The sequence below is a fragment of the Saprospiraceae bacterium genome (assembly GCA_016710235.1).
GTDB lineage: Bacteria > Bacteroidota > Bacteroidia > Chitinophagales > Saprospiraceae > Vicinibacter.
In genome coordinates this window covers 372,722-396,697 of the sequence record JADJLG010000001.1, presented here as the reverse complement: position 1 = coordinate 396,697, position 23,976 = coordinate 372,722, and the positions used below count along the sequence as shown (strand labels likewise).

Annotated in this window: 13 protein-coding genes; 4 read left to right on the top strand and 9 right to left on the bottom strand. The window is 37.7% G+C overall.

The genetic code is table 11. The features are described 5' to 3' along the window. Window positions 1–64: 64 nt before the first annotated feature. Window positions 65–2,476 (bottom strand): M1 family metallopeptidase, encoded by a 2,412-nt coding sequence (locus IPI99_01705; protein MBK7339225.1) that lies wholly within the window; start codon window positions 2,474–2,476, stop codon window positions 65–67. A gap of 360 nt (window positions 2,477–2,836) precedes the next feature. Continuing rightward, on the bottom strand, window positions 2,837–3,490 hold the full coding sequence (locus IPI99_01700; protein ID MBK7339224.1) for a polysaccharide deacetylase family protein: 654 nt from the start codon (window positions 3,488–3,490) through the stop codon (window positions 2,837–2,839). 132 nt (window positions 3,491–3,622) lie between these two features. On the opposite strand from IPI99_01700, the gene IPI99_01695 reads away from it, so the two are divergent. The 4 genes from IPI99_01695 (at window position 3,623) to IPI99_01680 (ending at window position 12,452) form a co-directional block, all read left to right on the top strand. Beyond that, window positions 3,623–5,152, top strand: a complete 1,530-nt coding sequence (locus tag IPI99_01695; GenBank protein ID MBK7339223.1) for a glutamate--tRNA ligase — start codon at window positions 3,623–3,625, stop codon at window positions 5,150–5,152. A 13-nt stretch (window positions 5,153–5,165) separates the two neighbouring features. Next, window positions 5,166–6,605, top strand: a complete 1,440-nt coding sequence (locus IPI99_01690) for an MBL fold metallo-hydrolase (GenBank protein MBK7339222.1) — start codon at window positions 5,166–5,168, stop codon at window positions 6,603–6,605. Between the two features lie 45 nt (window positions 6,606–6,650). Beyond that, window positions 6,651–7,883: an MFS transporter gene (locus tag IPI99_01685; protein MBK7339221.1), complete on the top strand. Its 1,233-nt coding sequence runs from the start codon at window positions 6,651–6,653 to the stop codon at window positions 7,881–7,883. 798 nt (window positions 7,884–8,681) lie between these two features. Beyond that, window positions 8,682–12,452, top strand: coding sequence for a DUF11 domain-containing protein (locus tag IPI99_01680; protein ID MBK7339220.1), 3,771 nt, complete (start codon window positions 8,682–8,684; stop codon window positions 12,450–12,452). Window positions 12,453–12,893: 441 nt separating this feature from the next. Here IPI99_01680 and IPI99_01675 read toward each other — a convergent pair whose 3' ends face one another. From IPI99_01675 to IPI99_01645, 7 genes are all read right to left on the bottom strand, one after another. Then, on the bottom strand, window positions 12,894–13,349 hold the full coding sequence (locus IPI99_01675; GenBank protein ID MBK7339219.1) for a TolC family protein: 456 nt from the start codon (window positions 13,347–13,349) through the stop codon (window positions 12,894–12,896). A 69-nt stretch (window positions 13,350–13,418) separates the two neighbouring features. After that, entirely contained in the window at window positions 13,419–16,499 is a 3,081-nt protein-coding gene (locus IPI99_01670) for an efflux RND transporter permease subunit (protein ID MBK7339218.1), read from the bottom strand. Window positions 16,500–16,510: 11 nt separating this feature from the next. Next, window positions 16,511–18,052: an efflux RND transporter periplasmic adaptor subunit gene (locus tag IPI99_01665; protein MBK7339217.1), complete on the bottom strand. Its 1,542-nt coding sequence runs from the start codon at window positions 18,050–18,052 to the stop codon at window positions 16,511–16,513. 231 nt (window positions 18,053–18,283) lie between these two features. After that, entirely contained in the window at window positions 18,284–18,679 is a 396-nt protein-coding gene (locus IPI99_01660; protein ID MBK7339216.1) for a hypothetical protein, read from the bottom strand. Between the two features lie 143 nt (window positions 18,680–18,822). Further along, window positions 18,823–19,848, bottom strand: coding sequence for a virulence RhuM family protein (locus tag IPI99_01655; GenBank protein MBK7339215.1), 1,026 nt, complete (start codon window positions 19,846–19,848; stop codon window positions 18,823–18,825). 37 nt (window positions 19,849–19,885) lie between these two features. Then, window positions 19,886–22,984, bottom strand: a complete 3,099-nt coding sequence (locus tag IPI99_01650) for a type I restriction endonuclease subunit R (protein MBK7339214.1) — start codon at window positions 22,982–22,984, stop codon at window positions 19,886–19,888. A gap of 4 nt (window positions 22,985–22,988) precedes the next feature. Then, window positions 22,989–23,975 carry a virulence RhuM family protein gene (locus IPI99_01645; GenBank protein ID MBK7339213.1) on the bottom strand — a complete coding sequence of 329 codons (987 nt, stop codon included), beginning with the start codon at window positions 23,973–23,975 and terminating at the stop codon, window positions 22,989–22,991. Window position 23,976: the final 1 nt, after the last annotated feature.

Genomic DNA, 23,976 nt, shown 5'->3' with positions numbered 1-23,976 from the left:
AACTTAATCACAGATATAGTTGCTTTAATAGAATGAACTGGAATATTTGGTAATTAAATAGAGTTTATTTTTTATCTATTAAACTTATTCCTCTGCATTCCTGATTTTGATTCCAGAGTGAGATACGATACATTCCTGAAGGAATTTGTTTATCCAATGAAACTTTGATTTGCCGATCTAGATTTTCAAAATTTAATTTTCCAATTTCTTGGCCATTGAAGTTGTGAGCTTTGACGTATGTTATTTCATTTGGATTGTTGATGCGAAGAAAAAATGCGTCTTCTACAGGGTTTGGATATGCTTGTACATATTCGATTTGGTTTGGTGATTCTACTGATACGTTAAGTTTGTAACCATAGGCAACCGTATATTCACCTGGTAGTATATTACTCAAGAGGAAGAATCCTTTTTTGTCTGAAAGATTTAAAGCTTTTTTCGTATAAAAAGAATATTCTTTCCATGGTTCAGAAAAGTCTTTTCTATAAGCCAGAATAACGCTGTCTTCAGTGTGTTCCAATACGGTCTCGTCAAAGCCTATACTGTCTTTTCCGTTGTATTCAATGTTTCCTGAAATATTTGCGAATGATGATCCTGTCATTGCAACCTGCCAAAAATGTCGATCTGAAATGCCGAGAATATTTTTTTCGCGAGAACCCTCATTTGGAGCTACTAAATGATGCGATATATTTATATAAAATGAATCTTTGATAGAACTTACATTTAAAGAAGTGATATCTCCATAGGACAAATCAGGTGCTCCGTTTTTGGTGATCGTTGTATTGCTTTGTATAGTAGCCCAATTGTAAGTTTGTTTTTCATTTATTATTGCTGTTGAAGGAACAAAGTCATTAAATTCTAATTGATAACTTTGATTTGGACCATTCAATAAAAGAACAGTGTCTTTATATCCAAATAGTGGATTATAAAATCTCACCGGCACTTCAACGTTTGAATATAGATGAGTCGCGTGATAAGATTTTTGATATAAAGAAAAATTTATTTTGCTGTGACCTGATCCGATGCTGTTGACCTGGAGTGAATCCATGAAGACGGTACAATATCCCTTATTGAAAATGTAATCATCAAAGTATGAACTCATATTTTTTCCGCTGTATTTATTCATAAAGTCTAAGTACTCGTATGCATCCATGGATTTGCCTGATAAGCTATCGAAAATAATATGATTTATTCTCCTGTATAAACTATCACCCAATACTGCACGCATATTGTGGATCATCGCTGCTCCTTTTTTGTAAGTATGCGTACCATAGGTATGCTCGTAGGGCATTGGCGATAATGCAAGATAATCACCATCTGAATTGTGCGCTTGCTTGAGGATTTCGGCCATGTTGCCTTTGACTGTTTTTAAGAAAGCTTGTTTGCCATAGAGGTATTCAATAAACAGGTGAGCACTGTATTCTGCATTTCCTTCTTTAATCCACATATCCTTGGCATCGCTCAGTGTAGTGAGATCGCCCCACCAATGGTGTCCAAATTCATGTCCATACAATTTTTCGTTGGAAATTTGTGTTCCAGACAGAATTACGGATATTGGATATGCCACATTTGTAGGATGTTCCATTGCACCGACTGTAGTGGCAACATAACCTACCCGTTCGAATCTGTATTTTCCAAACCAATATTCAAAAGCATCTATAGCTTTAGGCAGGTTGATAAAATTGCTTTTCATTTTTGAAATATCTGTAGGTTTAGCAATGAGTTCTATTGGAATGTCATTGTCTATACCAACGTGCATCGAATTATCTACTGTATAATTCGAAACCGCAATGCTTGACAAATACGTAGGTATTTGGTCATGCATAAAATAATGTCTCGTAATGACTCCTGCTTTTGTCGTATCCTCAGAAATAAAAGTACCCACACAGTAAGCTTTTTTGTCAGAAGTAGAAGTGATGATGTACTCGAAAGTGGATCTTTCAACAAAATTATCAAAACATGGGAACCACACTTTACCAAAATTTGGAGGAGTTGTAGACAATCCAATACCTAAATTATAAATGTAATTTTCTTCAAAATAGAATCCGCCCCATACCGGATCTCTATGTGGCTTGCCCTGGTAATAAACGCGCACTTCACCAATTGTACCTTGTGGAAGCTTTGACCCAAAATATACTTGAAGAAGGTTGTTTTGATGTGTGTATGTGAGCGTTTTTCCTTGAAAGATGACGGAATCTACTTGTAAGGTTTGCAAATCAAAGATGATCCACTCCAGATCTCCTAAAAGGCTTACAAATCTAATTTCGGTATTTCCCTGGATTGTCTTACCGGCATAGTCAGTGACGTCCAGACTGATTTTGTAATGCAAGATATTAAATGAATCCGACCTCCTATTGGAGTTTTCCATCAGGATAAGCTCCTCTATGGTAGGAGCTCTGTGAAATGCTGAAGCATGTGCATGATGACAACCGATAGGCTCGAGAGGTTGAGCTGGTAAAAGAACACCGTTCAAAAACATGAGAATCAGGAATTGTAAAGCTTTCATCATCATTTCAGTATGGATTCAAGTTAGAAAATTAATCAACTAAGTATCATCATTTGAAATATACACTGTCGATTGGATAAAGGTAATGCTTTTCGTTGGAAACAGCAGATGCTTTGCAGCCAAAAAAAGTGCATTCTCCTAAAACGGCATTGAGCCTAATAAAGGTCCTGTCTGATCTTCAAGAAATTCGTAATGATGGATTAGGATGAATTGCAGATTCAGCTTTCTCAGAGAAGAATAAATCTAATATCAGTCAACTAACGAATGTGAGATTCAATAAACCAATAGCTAGAATTAAGTGAAATGAAGTAATGAATAATTCAAATCAATTTTTTACAGGCTCACTTCCAGACTTACCGGAGTGAGTGTTGTTTGGTCATGTAGCCCGGCAAATGAGAAATTTTTCTGACTAAAAAACTCAAGGACGCGAGGTAAAACGTATTGAAGTTTTTCTTTAGACTTTAAACTGTCATGAAAAACGATGATACTTCCTTTCGTTGCATTTTGGATGACATTTTGATAGCAATCTTCTTTGCTGAGATAAGGGTCAAAATCACCACTCAGTACATCCCACATTACAACTTGATAATGGGATTTAATGAATTTCATTTGAGAAGGTTTAATTCTTCCATAAGGAGGTCGAAAAAGCTTGCTCCCTGTAATGAGCGCTCCTTTGCGCACATTTTTAAGATAGCTTGCATTGTCAGTAGCCCAGCCCGAAAGATGGTTGTACGTATGATTGCCAATCGTGTGGCCTGCAGCTTGTAGCTTATGAAATATATCCGGATATTTACTTACGTTTTCACCAACGCAAAAAAAACTGGCTTTTGCATCAAATTTGTCCAAAACATCAATCACCCAAGGCGTCACATCAGGTATTGGGCCATCATCAAAGGTAAGATACATGGTGTTGCTCTGAGGATCCAGATTCCACACAAAGTCAGAGAATAGTTGTCTGAGAATGCCGGGAGTTCGTGACAAGTACATGAGTACGGGAGATATTGTTTATTTTTACGCTGCTTTATGACAAAGATAGAAAGCTCTTACATTGCTGTACAGTGCTTTTGTGCAGATTAACAATTGGTTTTCACAAGATGTCAGAATCATTAACTCAATTACATGGCCAATAACAAAGTACGGCTGCGCTTTGCCCCGAGTCCTACAGGAGCCTTGCATATCGGCGGGATAAGGACAGCTCTGTACAATTATTTATTTGCGAGACAAAATCGCGGTAGCTTTATTCTGAGGATAGAGGATACAGATCAAACCCGTTATGTGGAAGGGGCTGAGCAGTACATTATCGAATCATTGAAATGGGTTGGCCTTATTCCTGATGAAGGTCCCGGTTTTGGCGGAGAGTTTGGTCCATATCGTCAATCCGAAAGGAAGGACATTTATCTTGAACATGCCAAAAGATTGGTCGATTCCGGCAAAGCCTACTATGCATTTGATTCTCAGGAAGAAATCGAAGCTATGAAAACCAAATATGCTCAAAGCGAAAATGATGTAGTCAAGTATGATTATTTGACCAGGGCGCATATGCGGAACAGTATAAATTTATCTTCTGAAGAAGTTGAGACCCTTTTGAAATCAGGACATGAGTACACCATTCGCCTTAAAGTGCCGGCAGATGAAATCGTAGAGATCAATGATACCATTAGAGGTCTGGTGCGGTTTTCGACTTCTGAGTTGGATGACAAAGTATTGATCAAATCTGATGGTTTGCCAACCTATCATCTGGCGAATGTAGTAGATGATCGCTTGATGGAGATCACCCACGTGATCAGAGGTGAAGAATGGCTATCCAGTACAGCTCACCATGTTTTACTCTACCATGCGTTTGGATGGGAAGCTGAAATGCCAATTTTTGCACATCTACCCTTGATTTTGAAACCCACAGGTAACGGAAAATTGTCCAAGAGGGATGGTGCCACATTTGGATTTCCAGTGTTCCCTATATCTTGGGCCAGAGAGGGGGAAGATTTTATCTATGGGTTTAGAGAGGCGGGATTTTTGCCTGACGCATTACTCAATTTTTTAGTCTTGCTGGGATGGAATCCTGGTACCGAACAGGAAATTTTTTCAAGAGATCAGATGATCAGTTCATTTTCGATTGATCATATAGTCAAGTCAGGAGCAAGATTCGATTTTGAAAAAGCAAGATGGTTCAACCATCAGTATATTCAAAGTTTGTCTCCGGACCAGCTCAAACTGCAAGTCCAGACTGATGCTAAAAATTCGGGCATCCTAGCTTCATCTGAAGAACTCGAATCCATCTGTAGTATGTATCAGTCACGTTCGTATACTTTGTCTGAACTATGGAATGGTGGGAAATGGATCTGTATGCCACCGCATCAATTTGATGAAGATTTTATGACTAAAAAATGGAAGACTGGCTGGTTAGAAGCGTATCAAAGTCTCGCTGAAAGACTGAGCAATGCAAATTTTGAAGAGAAGGATTCTCTGGCACAGACACTTCATGATTTTCAGCAAACTTATGGATTTAAAATGGGTGAGATGTTGCCAACTCTAAGAGTCATATTATCGGGCAAGCCAATGGGACCTGATATTTATGAGATGCTCGTGGCTACAGGCAAAGAAGAAAGCATCAAAAGACTGGATTATTTTGTAACTCATAACAATAATTAAAATCTCATTTCGCATGAAAATAAAATTTTGTGGAGCTGCTCAGACCGTTACGGGTTCTTGTCATCTGGTGACCCTTACAGATGGACTTACCATATTATTGGATTGTGGTATGTTTCAGGGTGGTGCCGGTGATCTTGAAGAGCTCAATGGCAGCTGGGGATTTAATCCCTCAGATGTCGACGTCATGGTGTTGAGTCATGCTCACATTGATCATTGCGGAAGGATTCCCAAATTAGTTAAAGATGGCTTCCAGGGCAAAATATTCTGTACGCATGCTACCAGAGATCTTGCAGGCATAATGATGATGGATACAGCACATATTTTGGAGAAAGACGCTGAGTACTTTAATGAAAAAGTGCGAAAGAAAATTGCAAATCGAAATAAACAGGATAATCACGATAGTCCGCAACTGAAAACAAGAAAAGCTTTGTACAATGCAAAGGATGTTGCAGTAAGTTTGGAGCAATTTGTTTCTTGTTCATACGACAAATGGATGACAATAGCAGAAGGTGTGCGCATCCAATTCAGAGATGCGGGACATATTCTGGGATCGGCAAACGTGTTTTTAGATGTGAAACGCAAAGGTGATGAATATAGACTTGGATTCTCAGGGGATATTGGACGACCCAATCGGCCAATTCTCAGGGATCCTAAGCAAATGTTGCCAACAGATATTTTAATATCCGAATCTACTTATGGAGACAGGTTGCATTTAGAGAAACCTGCTGAAGTGGATCGGTTTTTGGAAATCGTCAAAAGTACCTGCACAAACCAAAGAGGAAAGCTTATCATTCCGGCATTCAGTGTAGGTAGAACGCAAGAGTTAGTTTTCTTACTTGACCAGCTGGTAAATCAAAAAAAATTACCAAACATTCCTGTCTTTGTGGACAGTCCACTTTCTGTAAATGCGACTGAAATTTTCAAACTCCACCCTGAGTGTTTTGATTATGAATTGCATCAATATATGTTGAAAGATCCAGATCCATTTGGATTCAAACGTCTCAACTATATAACAGATGTCAATCAATCTAAAAAGTTGAATACCAGTAAAGAACCTTGTATTATTATTTCATCAGCTGGAATGATCAATGCCGGACGAATCAAGCACCATGTTTATAATGCGATAGAAAATCCCAGAAACACCATTCTTATAGTAGGGTATAATTCGCCTGAAACTCCTGGCGGTATTTTGCGTTCCGGTGCTACTACGTTAAAATTGTTTGGAGATGTTTTGATGGTAAATGCAAAGATCGAAATCATGGACTCTTTCTCCGCACATGGCGACCAAAAAGAAATGATGGATTTTTTGTCAAACCAAACTGAAAGTGTTTCAGAATTATTTTTAGTGCATGGGGAGTTGCCAACTCAGGAAGTTTTTAGAACAGAACTTTTGAAATCCGGATTTAAGAAAGTGAGCATCCCATCCATGAAGCAAAGTGTTGAAATTCATTAATGCATAACAGAAAATTGCATTTCTACAAAATAAAATAAATTCAAAATGAATACTGTAAAAAGAAATCCAATCCTTTCAGTATTTATCACGGTGTTTATAGATATGCTCGGAGTGGGTATCATTATTCCGATTTTTGCTCCATTGATCGTCCGTAATGAATATGGACTGATCTCACCGGAAATATCTGAAGCGACACGTAATTTGATTTATGGTATACTTGCTTCTACATTTGCAATTTTTCAGTTTTTTGGTGCGCCTATATTAGGATCATTAGCCGATAAATATGGACGCAAAAGAATATTGAGGATTTCATTGATAGGGACATTTATAGGGTATGTACTATTTGCACTTGCCATTCATTACAGATTGTTGTGGTTGGTTTTTATAGCACGTGCACTACCTGGTTTTATGGGTGGCAATATTTCAATTGTGTTGGCATCGTTGGCCGATATCAGTGATCCTAAAGACAGGGCCAAAAATTTTGGCTTGGTGGGTATGGCATTTGGTTTGGGATTTATTTTGGGTCCATTTATTGGCGGTTTGCTGGGTAAGTATGATCTGGCATTACCGCTATGGTGTACAGCAGCTTTGACACTTGTCAATATAGTTTTAGTGAATATTCAATTTCCTGAAACCTTTAAACCATCGGGATTGGGTAAAGTATCACTGCTTTCCGGAATTCGAAATGTTAAGAAGGCATTTGCCATGAAAGAATTGAAGATTGTTTTTTTAACGCTATTCTTGCAGGCGTTTGGATTTAGTTTTTTTATGCAATTTTTTCAAGTTTATTTGATCAAAAAATTTGATTTCACTCAATTGGAGATCGGTCATATATTTGGCTACATCGGATTATGGATAGCGATTACTCAGGGACTGATTACCAGAATTGTCACAAAGTATTTTGCACCTCAGACAATCTTGCGATATACCATACTTGGCTTAAGTTTTTCTCTGTGGTTGATATTGTTTCCATCACAGGCTTGGATATTGTTGATCACTCAGCCTTTAGTTGCTATTTTTCAAGGATTGACCCAACCCAACCTGACCAGTATAGTTTCTGTTTTAAGTCCCGGTGAAAATCAAGGCGAAATTTTGGGGATACAACAGTCAGTACAATCACTTGCATTTTCAATTCCTCCTATTGTTGCAGGAGTCGTAGTATCAATTGATATTCGCTTGCCGATTTTTTTAGCCGGATTGAGCATTTTTTTTGCATGGATCGTGTTTATCTTTGGATTTAAGTCCCATAAGTTGATACATCATTTTGCAAAAAATTAGTTTTCTCTTTTTTATTTTTCTATTAATCCAAAACATTGGTTTGAGATTTGTTGTGAAAGACAAATTTTGCAATCATTCTGAAATAAATAACCTTAGTACAATATTAGGGTGAGAAGTTAGTTTTGAAGACTTGGTTAAAGTAGATATTTTGGGATAATATTTCGAGATATAGCAAGGAATTATGAGCGCATTTATTGTTTAATCATGGACCAGATTGTATTCTACTGAGTTGTGAAAGCAAAGCTTCTAATTTGCAGATAGCTAGGTTTGAGATGGAAATACAGTTACAATAAATCTGATGTTAGTTCCCGTTCTCGCTATCAGGAGTTTGGCAGTTTGAACCGAACGAAGATAATATAGAATAGCAATTTGGTAATTGTTTCCCATAGCCGATGGTAGAGTTGGTGAGGTAGAAATGTTAGCTATTGTGCATCTTTTAACCCCGTTTTACCTCATTTATATAGTTATATACCCATTTCATACAATATCCAGTACATATTATAAAAGTATGTAATATGTATATTGCCTTTGAGGTGCATTTGCATCCATAGGGTGCTTGTAAGCGAGATATTTGAGTCAGTTATTCTCTTCAATGTGGAAGTTTATATTTGTTTGAGGATAATTTCAATATTTCTCGACTTCATTGATTCAGACTATTTATCATTCTGCATATAAGTATAAATAGTTAAATAAAATGCTTAAAAATCATGAAAATAGCTTTATGATTTTCATGATTTTTAATCTTCAGGATATTGATCAGATATTTTTCTGTATAGTATATTATCATAGCTTATCTCAATGAACAAAAAAATATTCATATTTATTTTATTGACAGGGAGTATCAAATTATTTTCTCAAAGTATAGTCCTCAATAAATCAGCTAATGTATCTTCTATCTCATCAGAATATACGCCAAATTATTTTCAGTACATACTAGATTATAGTATCTTAGGTGGTACTGTAAATAATATGATCATCAAGGATACCTTGGCATATGGCATGTATTATTCGCCATTGACTACTCTGCCGGCTAATGTGTCTTCAATAGTAAGGACATATACTCCGGATCCTTTCCGTAAACAAATCATTACTGTGACGATGAATCCCAGCTTAAGTGCGGGGACTACAGGTCAAGTTTTTATACAAGCATATTACAGACATGGATTTACACCTGTCAATTATATGACAAATAATATTGCTTATGCAACTTCTGCAAATGCACCAATGACTACAAGTAACACTTATAGCCATACCGGTCTGGGACCTGCTATAGGAGCAACTTTGAATGTAAACAACATTGGAACAGCCATTGATGGCAATATTCGCTACACCATTTACATGAATGGAAAATTGCATACACACAACGTTCATATCTATGATACGATTCCTGTTGGGGCAATATTTGTGTCAGCAAGATCGCTGGATATTAGCCATAATATAACAAATGAAAATTTGTCCTACAGTACATATCCCGGACCTGGGGGTACTACTATCGTGGATTATGATTTGACAAATATTGATTTTTCATTGAACCCTGATTTTGATAATATTTATCCGTTAAAATTAGGCCTAAGTCCTTCTGCAACGATATTTGGTGTGGAGGTGGTAGTAAAATATCCTTCATCGAGTTTTGTGAATGGACAAACAGTTACATCGAAAATTGGAATAACAGGTAATTATGTAACTTCTGAAGTTCCATTCGCTTTGAACACATCTTACTCGCATACTGTAGTAACCCCGGATTGCCTAGGTCCTTCGATCGAAACAGTTTGGAATAGAATCGGTGGTAGTATTGATGCTACTGATTCCTTGATGATAGGTGATGAATCCATGTATACGGTACGACTTAGGAATTTAAGAAATGTATCTAATGAACAAGTAAGTTATGAACTGAATTTGAATTACCCCGAAATTACATTAAAAGGTATTGCACTCGATATTCCGCAAAATAGTGATAACGATACATTGATATTTAGCTATCAGATTAATAATAATCCTGCTTGGATTATTTTTGATACATTAACAACAAATAATGGGAATTTGGATACGGTCATATTTGCCAGCTCACTTTTATCCCCTGCGGATAAGATTACCAGAGTAAGATACTATTACTCAAAAGTGAATTCTAATGAATCTTATCAGAATAATTTGCTTTTTGAAACAAGTTCAGGTGCAATCGAGGGCACCATACTAAATTTTATGCCGGTAATCAATTACAATTGTATAGAAGCCCCATATGTTTTAAATAGGCAACTGTATGCATATCTTACTTCAAATTCATTATTTTTTGGAGTTCCTACAACTGTAACAAAGACAGGACCAGGCGGTGGCCAGATCGGAGATGAGTTTAATTATATTATCCATTCATTATTAAACTCAGGTCGGGCTAATACTACATTCCATGACATGATAGTGGCAGATCTTTTGCCAAAAAATTTGACTTTTTTGCAAATGAATTCGACCAATTTTAAATTTATGGAACCACATCAACCGATTTTCAATACCCCATTGGGTAGCATAGATTTACCCGCTTTGGCTAGTCCAATCCAACCTGCGCAAATTATTGATAATTATATGGGAACCGGGAGACAATTGTTATTGTGGGATTTTTCCGGATATGACTTTAGTTCATTTGATACTACAGGTGTCAGGATGTCCATCAAAACAAAAGTAAATCCAGGCACACCTTTTCCGGCTATCAGCAATACAGCCTTTGCTTTATCTCAATCTGATCATAACCAAGTATACCTATTACTCCAGAATCTCAATCAACGAGATACTTTAGATTTTGATATGGACGGTAATATCACGGAGCAAATAGCTTATGATAGTTATAGTTCAACGATTGTAGCCATTGCTAATCTATCTTCAGAAAAAAAATCAAGAGGTAGTATGGATACGACATATAGTACTCTTGGAAACACTGTGACAGGAGGTGTGGCAAATTATAGGTTGGTCATTTCGAATAAAGGATCAGTAGGTATGAAAAATATTACTTTGGTGGATATTTTGCCATACGTGGCCGATAAAAATTTAGTTGCCCAGACCTCAAAGGGAAGTCAGTGGTCACCTTTCCTTGCAGGACCTGTAAATGCGCCTGCAGGAGTCAATGTATTTTATAGTGTTGTTGAAGATATCAATGGATCTGATCTGGGAGTTGCAGGAGGACCAAATGCACCAAATTGGAGCATGACATTGCCGGATCCAATTACAGATGTTAAAGCAATAAAATTCGAATATGCGCATGATTATCCAAGCAATGTCCTGGCTGCGGGGGATAGTCTGGTGTTGATGTGGCCTATGAGGGTACCACTGGGTGTTGGAGTTGGCGAGATTGCATATAATAGTTTTGGTTTTAAAGCTACCAGAGAGGACAATAACACCAGTTTACTTGCTTCAGAGCCGTTGAAAGTAGGTATCCAAATTCAACCGCCCCAGCCGAATATTTTGGGTAATTATATTTGGTTAGATACTAATGGAAATGGACTTCAAGATGAACCTGCAGTTGAAGGCTTGAATGGTATTAAAGTAGAGTTGTACAATTCTTTAGATAATATTGTTGGTAATGGTGATGATCAACCGGCAGTAGATGCTTTTGGAAACGATGTTAGTTTTACAGTGAGTGGTGATGATGCGACAGGAAATCCCGGATATTATAATTTTGCAAATCTTGCAAATGGCAATTATTATTTAAAGCTCGTTCTCCCTTCAAATCTAGGCACTACTCAACTATACTCCGGTGCCGATACCAATATTGATAATGATATTAACTCAAATAAGGTGAGTGATATGGTTGTTTTATCCAACAACAATACAATCAATAATAGTGTAGATATAGGTTTAGTTGAGAAGACCGACATTGAAATCAATAAAAATGTAAATGTTGCTTCAGCACCTGTTGGGGACAACGTAACATATAATATCATCGTTACTAATAATGGACCTGCACAAATTCAGAATTTAGAAGTTCAAGAAACATTAGATCTAAAAACTTCTTTTGTAAGTTCAAATACAACGGCAGGATCCTACAGTAACAATATTTGGACAATACCTAATATAGCTGCAAATTCTTCAGAGACGTTGACAATTGTAGTAAAAGTAGACGCAGCCGGATCAATTACAAACTTGGCAACGCTCAAGCCACATCCTGCTGATACTACGTCAACCAATAATACTGACAGTGCAACTTTTACAGGTTTTTTGGTTTGTACTGCTTCATACTCTGGTTTGACAACACAATGTGACAATAATGGAACAGCATCGATCACTTCAGATGACTGGTACCGGTTAAGTCTAACGGGGATAATTACAAATGGTAGTGGTAGTTATAAAGTTAGAGTCGGTACATATACCAGTCCTACTACTCCTTCGGGAAATTCTATCACAATTGTAGGGGATGGTGGAGTAGGAAATCCATTACTCAAAGCAGATGGAGGGACTACATATACGATAGTAATAGAAGATGCAGCAAATCCAAATTGTTTTCAAAGTTTTGTAATAAATCCGGTTCCGGCGTGTAGTAATTGTCCAACACCAAATTGTAGTGGCGTAAAGGTTACTAAGAATTGATTGTTAAATAAGAAGAAATTAACTTGTAAAATTCTACCGAATTATGAATCTTGAGAAATTATGAGATTATTCGAAATAAAAGCAAAATTGTATTTGGACAAGATCCTGTTTACAAATTTGCTCAATTAAGTCGCATCATTCGTATTTTTGTATTTTCAATTCAAAATGGCTCTTGGAGAACCTTCTGGTTTTCTTTGGAGCCATTTTATTTTAAGTTTATTTACGAATAATTATTTGATATGTAGATGATCCTTAATGACTATATTGAAGTGTATAGATTGAATTTAAACTTTGAGGCGGTTCAAGATATACATTAGTCAAGAAATTCAATCAACTTACCGCACTGGTTTGGACATGTTTGAAAGGATTTGCTAGACATAATGTGAGAGCTAAGGTCAGCACTTTTTTTGTATTGTTCACCAAGATTTATTGTAGGCAATATTAAAATTTGTACTGAAGCAACTTGGCTTTCTCGACTTGGTAATTATATTCCGTTTTCAAAAAATGCTGTATAACATTTTGATATATGCTATTCTCCAAGAAATACTCAAGCATCGTGATTTCACCTAACTGAAAAGCCTTGTTCAGTAAAGATGAATTGTTAGCTGAAGAAATAGCTAAACGGTAATCATTCAGCAATTTTCCCAACTTCTCATGGCGCTGGTATTTCTCTTTAATATTTAAAATATGTTCGTTTGTATGGCTTTGCAGGTTCAACTCTGCAAAGACAACTTGCCCTTGTTGTTGCTGAATACGATGTTTTTGCTCCCAAATCGGCAACGTCATACTGGCATGGATGCCGTTAAATCTCTGCCCCAAAATACCCAGATAATTATAGCCTAACTCGAATTTTGGTAGCCTCCACGACTTTGAAAGATCAAATTGTTTTTCCGCAATTTATTTTTCACTAAGAATCTACACTGGAAAAATTGGCTTGAAAGTGAGATTAGCTTAATTCAGTTTACTTTATGACTTTCTATTCGATATAAAATAAACCACCGGGACGATGAAAATATTCAGCATAGTAGAAGTTAACAAGCCTCCTAATATTACTTTGGCCATAGGACTTTGGATTTCGTTTCCGGGTAAATCTCCGGCAATCGCTAGTGGAATAAGTGCCAAGCCTGCAGTGAGCGCAGTCATTAAAATGGGAGAAAGCCGATCAACCGAGCCTTCCATGACCGTTTCGTACAGAGGCTTGCTCTCTTCCAGCAAAGTTTTGTAACGAGATACAAGCAATATTCCATTTCGGGTTGCAATCCCAAATAAAGTAATAAAACCTATAATGGCTGGGATACTAAGAATTCCTGAAGTAGCCCAAATACTAAGTACGCCACCGATCAATGCCAATGGTAAATTCAGCAAGATGATCGTGGAAGTTTTCAGGTCTCTGAATTCCTGAAAAAGTAAAAGGAAAATGACCAACAACGAAATCAAGGACGTAAAAAGTAAGGTCTTAGAAGCTTCAGCTTCAGCTTCAAACTGGCCGCCATATTCGATTCGATAGCCTTCCGGCAAATCGATTTTTGAAGCAATCTTTTTTTGGATTTCTTCCACAGCAGATTTTTGGTCTCGACCTGCAACGTTTACCGATACGACGGTTTTGCGTTGCACATTTTCCCTATTGATCGTATTAGGTCCTGTGGTACTCACCACATCGGCGACATAACTCAGTGGGATTTTTTGTCCATTGGCGGCATCTATCAGAGTATTTCTTATTTTCTCGATGTTACCACGGTTTGAATCGTCAAAACGCAGGACAAGGTCAAAGCTTTTATTCCCTTCATAAACTTCAGACACTTTTTCTCCTGCAAATGCGACGTCCACAAATTCATTGAACTGACCGACAGGGATACCGTAATGGTTCAGCATATCTCGCCGAGCCTTGATTTGAACCTGCGGAATTTCAATTTGCTGTTCTACACTTAGATCCACCAGACCCGAAATACCTGAAATTTCTCGTTTGATATCATTAGATATCGAAAACAATTTTGCCAAATCCGTCCCGAAAACCTTGATTGCAATATTGGCCCTAGTCCCAGACAACATATGGTCTATCCGGTGTCCGATGGGTTGCCCTATAGTGATGTTTACGCCGGATACATTGGCGAGATTTTCCCGTACGTTTTTTAGGAATTCGGCGCGACTGCGGTCTTTCAACACAAAAGGAGCGTCTATTTCTGCAGCGTTGACTCCTTGAGCATGTTCGTCGAGTTCTGCACGTCCGGTGCGGCGAGTCGTCGTTTGGATTTCCGGGATTTTCAAAAGTTCCCGTTCAACATGAGATCCGATTTTGTTGCTCTCTTCCAATGAAATGCCTGGTAGGGTGACGGCCGAGATAACTAAGGAACCTTCGTTGAATTCAGGAAGAAAACTACGGCCCAGTTTCGAGAGTGTAAATATTGCAATTGCCAGCATTAAGACCGACACCAATAAAATTGCTGTTCTTGTGCGCATTACTACTTTCAAAACAGCTGAATATCCATTTTGCAAACGCTGTACCAACCAGCTTTCACCATGTTGTTGTACTAACATTTTTTCATTGGTCAATAAATAAGAAGCCAAAACAGGAGTCAAAGTGATGCTTACAACCAACGAAGCAAAAAGCGAAACAATGAATGCTATGCCTAGTGGCGCCAACAGTTTGCCTTCCATTCCCGACAAGAAAAACAAAGGCACAAAGGCTACTATGATGATGAAAGTGGCATTGATGATACTGGTTCTAATCTCAACCGAAGCATCAAAAACAACTTGCAGTATACTTTTTTGTTCTGCTTTGGGAAGACCGGCATTTTGCTTCAACCTTTTGAACACATTTTCAACATCAATAATAGCATCATCTACAAGGGCACCTATAGCTATGGCCATGCCACCCAGAGACATCGTGTTGATCGTGAATCCAAGCCATTTTAAAGTTAATATGGCAACGATGAGCGAAACAGGGATAGCTAATATTGAAATCACCGTAGCCCGCCAGTTCATTAGGAATAGGAAGAGGATGATGACTACAAAAAGGCTTCCTTCCAATAATGTCTTTTGAATGTTGGATATCGATGCATTGATAAAATCCGCCTGGCGGAAGATCCTGGTGTTGATTTTTACATCGGCAGGAATTGTTTTTTGCAGGTCGATGATGGCTGCGTCAATTGTTTCAGTGAGCAGAAGGGTATTCGTCGCGGGTTGTTTCATTACCTTCATGATGACGGCAGGAGTACCCTGAAGGGAACCATCACCTATTTTGGGTGCGGCTCCTATTTTGAGAGTGGCGACATCCTCAATTTTCACTGTACCTTGCGGGGTGGTTTTGATGACAGACTTAGCCAGCTCTGTTAGATCACTTGTCCTACCCAAGCCACGTACGATGTATTCGTTGCCGTATTCATTCATGAATCCACCGGAGGAATTGCCGTTGGCTTCTTCACAAGCTTTCACCAGATCGGATAAGCTTACATTGAATGCATCCATTTTTTGTGGTGAAGCCAAAATCTGGTATTGCTTATACTCTCCACCAATGACGATTACTTGTGCTACACCTCCTGTGGCCAAGAGCCTTGGGCGGAGGGACCAATCGGCAAGAGTCCGCAATTCCATTTGTGAGGTGGAGTCTGCTGTCAAACTGATGAGCATGATTTCACCCATGATGCTAGCATGTGGCGCCATCGTCGGATTGCCTACTCCAACAGGCAGATGTTCAGCGACTGCGATGATTTTTTCATTGACAATTTGTCTAGCTTTAAAAATGTCAGTGTTCCATTCGAATTCAATCCAGACGATAGAGATACCGGCTGAGGATGAAGATCGGACTCGCCGGACATGAGTAGCACCATTTACTGCAGTTTCAATCGGGAATGTGACCAATTTTTCAACCTCTTCAGGAGCCATTCCGTGAGCTTCCGTGAGCACAACTACTGTTGGCGCAGTCAGATCGGGAAAGACATCTACCTCCATTCTGGATGCAACAAAAGTCCCAAAAACGATCAACAAAACCGTGGCTACAATGACGAACAAACGGTTTTGCAGCGAAAAATGAATTATCTTATTGAGCATAGTTTGCGGGATTAATGTTCATGACCATGCGCAGGCATGGTACCTGAAGCTGTGGACAATTTGATTTGATAAGCACCTTTGGTAACCACGCGTTCACCCTCAGTTATACCTGAAAACACTTGAACGTTCAATCCATCTGAGGCACCTAGTTTGAGTTCCCTTTTTTGAAAGCTTTCGCCTTCAACTTGGACATATACATAAAATATTCCCTGCTCTTCCATCAATGCCGAAACTGGGATGACCAATGCCGGTTTGCTTGTGGATTGAAGGAATACCTCGACCGCTGAGCCCGGGATGAAATTTCCTACATTGTCAATCTCAATAAATATGGGAATGAATGGTGAACCGGCATCTGCTGATTTTCCGGTGGATACGATCCGTCCATTTAAGTTTCGGGTACTAAAAACTTGCCCTGCATCCACTGTTTTAAAATTGGCCGAGCTGAAACTGCTTAATTTTGAGAAATAAAGTTGCGAAACATCTGCCCTCAGCAGGAGTCTTTTGCTTTTGGAAATGATTGCTAGAGTTTGGCCTGCGTTTACAAATTGACCATTTTCGACCAGCACATTTTTTAAAAAGCCGCTGATTGGAGCAACTGCACTTCTCTTGGTTTGGTTAAAGCTTTTTGTCACAGCGGCATTCTCCAGTTGAGTTTGGGCATTTTCATAACGCAGCTTGGTTTCTAAAAACTCTTTTTCAGATATGATCCTGTCCTTTACGAGTTCACTCGCCCTGACATACTGTGCTTTAGCAGTTGCCAATGCTTGTTCGGCTTGCTGTAATGCTGAACCCAAATTGCTCTGAACCACTTCATTGTTTTTGACAGAAAAAAGAGTCGTGCCTTGCTTGATATTGCTCCCGGGTACCAAATTTCTACTGACAAAAGAAACGATGCCACTGATTTGTGCTGTCAATAGTGCTTCATCAGCAGGTGACGCCATGATCTGACCACTGGTGCGAACAACTTCCGAGAAAGCTTGCACTTTAGCAGGAGCATTTGCGAATTCGACTTTCCAAGCTTGTTCTTTCAGGTATGATATTTCAGAGCCTCCTGAAGCTGCCGGCTCTTGCTTTTCGATAGCTTTTTTTTCATCCTGAAATACCTCGACCTTTTGAATCGTGATTTTATCTGTGTAAGAAGGCGTTTTTATGTCAAATACCAAACTGTATATACCTATCTTTTCCGGTGTCAGACGCAATCGAAAAATTCCCGGAACTTCAGGTTTGTTTGAAACAATGCTTTGCGAACCATTTGGTCCACTCAATGTGAGTGTGATCGTACCTTCATCCACAGCAGTGAATAATTCACCCAATGCAGTAAAGTGTGCGGCAAATCTACATTCCTGACCTGCTATTAATGGTTTATGTTCCAGGAAAAGTTCAGTTTTCTCAGTGTAGATAGTGTACACAAGTGCTTCCGGTTTATTTTCAGTTGGTTCAATATGATTTCCATGCTCATCGTGTGAATGACCACCTTGTGTATTATGAGAATGTGAATGACAACTAAAGAAGAAAGACGAAAATATTGCCAATGACAATAAAATATTTTTCATTGAATAGTATTTTTAAATGAAATGCAGCAAGCAAATTAGCTTTGCAAGCAATTGATTGCCCGCTAAACAATTAGTATAAATAAAGTGAAAAATCAGTGATAAGTAAGCTGAAAATAAAAGCCTACTAAACTTTTGGAGGCTGCCATATATCGTTCAAGCAGGAAGATGTATGGAACTGTTGAGATGCTACAATCAAAGCACAAAATATTATCTCAGGCTTGAAGAGAGATACTATGGTTTGATAAGAAGGCAGCAAGCATGGTGCTTGGTATGTTTGGTTTTGTTGTTCGTTGTGCTTACTCTTGAAGTGTCATCATAAGAAACTACTAATTCAAATCCTTCGGTTACATTGCAATGGTTAACATTTAAAGTGAATTTGTCGTATAAATAATACTCAGCTCTTTGTTCTTCTGTATTCAAAAACCATACTTCTATATCATCTGTAAAGTTTCTTTGCTTGATGTGAGCAACATCATTGCGGAAATAGGTATATATTAAATGCTTGAAATAATGCAGTGCCAGTTTTGGGTGTTTTTCAATATCAATAGTTAGCAGAAATGAATTTTCTTTTGGTGAGCCAAAATCGGTGTATATCCACTTGTTTTCAAGGTATTCCAGTTTGGTCATTTTATCACCAACCAACTATTTTACTTCATCATCTAAATACAAGCCATAAAAACCCTGCTGCTTACCAACAGAAAAGGGTAATGTAATTTCATTTACAGGTGTGCTGAATGGGATTATATTTAGCAGTAAGTTTTGCATCGCTTCTACTTTTTCTTTTTATCGGATTTGGTGGGTTTAGTTATTTTTTTTACTTCATTTTCAAAATCACTTACAAAGTTTTGGTCTTGTATTACCCTAAATTTCGCATACTCTTTCTCTACCAATTTCATTGCTACTTCGTGGCTTACTTTTCCTGCATCCTTTAGTATTTGATATTCGTTGAATTGCAAGAAGGCATCTAACCTTGTTACCCAGTCTGCCATCTTCATTGGTATTTGTCTTTCGGCTTGCAGTTCGGCAAAATCCAAATACATTGTAACAATACGTTCCAACTCTTTGATTTCTTTTTCCCGCATATAGTTTTTTGCTGTGCCTATATCGCCTTTCAATACTTTGCCAGTGGGTGCATTTTTCCAAGTGGTTAAACCCATATTGGGTTTACTGGCATCGGCTCTTTGTGCTATTAGTTCGGCTGCTGTTTTGCCTGTAATAGCCCAGTGCAATTTATTTTGAACCGTTTTAAAGAACTTCTGTGTAATTTCTGCCTCTTTATTATAGTCAATGCTGCATTGCTCGTATATGTCCGTAATTTTGAGGTAAAAGCGTCTTTCACTGGCTCTTATTTCCCTGATGCGTTCTAAGAGTTCATCAAAATAATCTTTGCCAAAGCGTTTGCCTTGTTTGAGGCGTTCATCGTCTAACACAAAGCCTTTAATAATGAACTCTCTAAGGGTTTTGGTAGCCCAAATACGGAACTGGGTGGCATTGATGGAATTTACCCTGTAGCCTACGGCTATAATGGCATCTAAGCTGTAATAGGATGTTTTGTAGTTTTTGCCATCGGTGGCAGTTGTTTCCAAAATGGAAATAACTGAATTTTCCTCTAACTCGTTGGTTTCAAAAATATTGGTTAAGTGCTTGCTAATGGCCGGCACTTTTACCCCAAATAGTTCTGACATTGCTTTTTGTGTAAGCCAGAAGGTTTCGTTGTTGAAAACTACTTCTATTTTCACATTACCCGTTGGGGTGGTGTAAAATATGATGTCGTTGTTTTGATTTTTTTCTGCCATAATTAAAATATGATTTTCGCTTTATCCGCTATGTCTTTTAAAGTTGCCCACCTACTCCCTTAAACTTCTCTATAAACGCAACTAGTTTTTGAAAAACACTCTGCTTTTTGGTCAAATACTGGGGATTTAACGGACTCATTTTCGGTAAAAGTGCATTGAGTTCTGTTCCGTTTTCACTGGCATATTCTCGTTTTAATGAAGTTGTTATGTAACGCTTTGCTTCTTCAATGTTTAGATTTTCTTCTGTGATTAGTTCCAATGCTTCTGCTTTCTGTTTGGCTTGAGCAAATTGAAAAAATGAATCTATAACATTCGCTTTGTCTTGAAGTGTGTCAAGGTCGGTCTCATTGATGAAATCAACAACCAAACTTTCTTTTGCTCTGTTCCCAACGCTTGCACGGATAACTCTGCGAATTTCAGAAATTAAAGTGTCTTTGTCTTTTGTTTTCTTGTTATGCTCAAAAATCAATTCAAGAATGTAGTCAAGGTTTATCTCTTGTGATTTTAGTAAGTCAACTTCAAAAACTACATCATCCCAATCAATCGTTGATTCTTCAGATTCTTTCCCATTTTTCTCTCGTCTTAACCAGTCTCGTATGTCATTGTAAGTAGAACGGTAATCCTGAACTGTCCTTTCTTTTAGCAATTCAATTTTTTGCATTGCAGCAATATCCTCATCCGTTACAAAATGAGCTTTTTTAAATTCTTCAACTGCATCGGGATTGTTTATGTCAATGCCTTGAAGTGCTTTGAGGTAGTTAAATTCATCGTAGTACTGGAGTATGTTTTCTACCCTCAAATATTCCCCGAAAACTTTGGCAAATTCCTTCTTGTCCTTTTCTTTTACGATTTCGTCAGGGTAAGGAAATTTCTCGTTTAACTCTTTTACTATCTCAACATATCCTCTGCGTGCATCTCCTGTTAGAATGTCTGTAAAGCCTTCCAAATATTCTTTGTAGCTCTTTTCAAGAACCACGTTCTTTGTATTTTTATCGCCAAAGAGTGTTATAGCATCTATTGTAGCTTGCTCTAAATTGCGGAAAGTTATAATATTCCCAAACCTTTTATTTACTGCTATTCGATTGGTGCGCGAAAAGGCTTGAATTAAACCATGATAACGCAAATTCTTGTCAACGAACAATGTGTTTAATGTCGGTGCATCAAAGCCAGTCAGAAACATTCCTACTATTATGATTAAATCAATCTCTTTGTTCTTTACCCGTTTGGCAAGGTCACGGTAGTAATTCTGAAACTCATTGCTGTCAACTCCATAACTGGTTTTGAACATTACATTGTAGTCATTGATAGCTTTAGTCAAAAACTCTTTAGAACTGCTATCCATTGCAGATGGCTCAAAATTTTCATCCACTATTTCACCCATTGCACTTTGTTCTTCATTGGCTGCAAAGGAGAATATAGTAGCAATCTTTAAAGGTCTATCATTTTCTTTTTGCAGCTTATTCAATTCTTCATAATAGAGCTTAGCGGCATCAACACTGCTTACCGCAAACATGGCATTAAAGCCTTTGTTGCTTCCTTGATTCCTGTGGGTTTTTATCCTGAAATTTTGTAAAATGTATTGTGATATTTCATTTATTCTTGCAGGATGAAGCAATGCCTTTTTGTTTTCAGCAGCACTTAGCTTTTTTTCATCTATTTCTGTTTCTATGCTCTTAAATTGGGGTCTTACATCATTATAGTCAACCTTAAATTTCAGAACTTTTTCATCTCTAATGGCATCCGTAATTACATAAGAGTGCAACTCACGGCCAAATACACTTGCTGTTGTTTCTGCACCTAAAGCATTTTGTGGAAAGATTGGTGTGCCAGTAAAACCGAATTGATAATACTTCTTGAATTTCTTTTGCAGATTCTTTTGTGCTTCTCCAAATTGTGAACGGTGGCATTCGTCAAAAATGAAAACTACTTGCTTTTGATATATCGCTAAATCAACCTCACTTTTCATGAGGTTATTTAGTTTCTGTATTGTTGTTACAATAATCTTATTATCCTCCTTTTCAATATTTCTCTTTAAACCTGTTGTGCTATCAGAACCGTTTACACTATCAGGAGAGAAACGTTGATATTCTTTCATCGTTTGAAAGTCCAGGTCCTTACGGTCAACGACAAAGAATACTTTATCAATAAAGTCCAATTGAGTTGCTAAACGCGCTGCTTTGAAACTGGTAAGGGTTTTGCCTGATCCTGTGGTGTGCCAAACATAACCACCACCGTCTATTGTTGTCCATTTCTTTGCTTCATAGGAACTTTTTATTTTCCATAACATGCGTTCTGTTGCAGCAATCTGATAAGGTCTCATGACAAGCAGTGTATCACTCGTATCAAAAACAGAATAGGTAAGTAAAACATTTAGTAAAGTATGTTTTTGGAAGAACGTTGCCGTAAAATCTTTTAAGTCTTTGATTAATGTATTGTCAGCCTTTGCCCAGTTCATGGTAAAGTCAAAGCTGTTTTTATTTCTTTCAACAGTGTTGGCAAAATAGCGACTATCAGTTCCATTTGAAATGACAAAAATCTGTATGTACTTGTAGAGTGAATTTTTGCTATTATAACTTTCTTTGGAATAACGATGTACCTGATTAAAAGCCTCTCGTATAGCAACTCCTCGTTTTTTAAGCTCTACTTGCACTAGAGGTAAGCCATTCACTAATATGCTAACATCATAACGATTTGCATGTGCTCCCTTTTGCTCAAATTGTGTAATTACCTGTACTTTATTTCGTGTGATATTTTTTTTATCAACCAAGTAAATATTTTGAATATGCCCATCATCAAACACGAAATCATAAATGTAGTTGTCGTGTATTTTTCTTGTTTTCTCTACAAGGTTATCACTTGGCTTGTCTAAATATTCTTCTACAAAACGAACCCACTCAGCATCCGAAAACACTACATCGTTAAGCGATTGAAGTTGCACTCTTACATTCGCTAACATAGCTTCTTGCGTATTTAAGTACTTAGGGTTTTCATAACCTTGATTGATTAAGTCTTGAATTAATTCCTTCTCCAATGCTGCCTCTGTTTGGTAAACAGTCGGAGCCTCATTCACTTCAAAATACTTGGTGAATTTATCCAGTACAATAAAGTTGTTTGATTCTGCTATGGTTTTGTACATAGTGCTATTTCTTCTTTTTTAATTTTTTTATGTCGGCTTCCAATTCTTTTAAGCTTTGTTCTTTTTCAATTTCTTTTTGTGCTATTCGGTATTTTTCTAATTCTTGTTCCGATTTCTCCACCGCCAATTCATGGCTTATTTTTCCTGCGTGTGTAAGCAATTCTCTACCGTTGAGCTGCAAAATGCTATCTAAACGCTGAATCCAATCTTTCATATACATGGTAGTTTGCTGTTGCGCCATTGTTTCGGCAAAAGCAAGGTATTGTTCTACCAATAACCCAAGCAAGCGCATCTCTTCTTCGTTCAAATAATTTTTGGCAATACTTACATCTGCTTTGTTAATTATTGTTTGATTCTTTTTGTCAAATGACAACATTCCCAATAAAGGCAAAGATGCATCTACTCTGCGATACACCAATTCGGCTGCGGTGTTGCTACTAATAGCCCAAAGCAATTTGTTTTGCACGGTTTTAAAGAAAGCTAGTGTTTTTTCGTCTTTGGGGTTGTAATCAATACTGGTTGTATAGATGTCTTTTATTTTTTGATAGAAAAAACGTTCGCTCAAGCGTATTTCACGAATACGTTCCTGCAATTCGGCAAAATAGTTCATCGAATTGCCTTTTTTGAAACGTTCGTCATTTAAAGCGAACCCTTTTACAATATATTCTTTTAGCCTTTGAGTTGCCCAAATGCGAAACTGCGTGCCTTGCACTGATTTTACCCGATAACCAACAGAAATAATCACATCTAAATTGTAGTAATTTGGGGCTTTTTGCTGAAATTCGGAATTTCCGAATTTGTGCAAGGTGTTTACTTTTTCAAGTTCATTTTCTTCATACACATTCTTTATATGTTCGTTAATAGTTGATTTGGCTTTGCCAAACAAGGTTGCCATTTGCTCTTGTGTAAGCCAAACGGTTTCTTCTTCCAAACGCACATCAATTTTGATATTGCCTTCTTGATTTTGGTATATCAATATGTCGCTATTCATA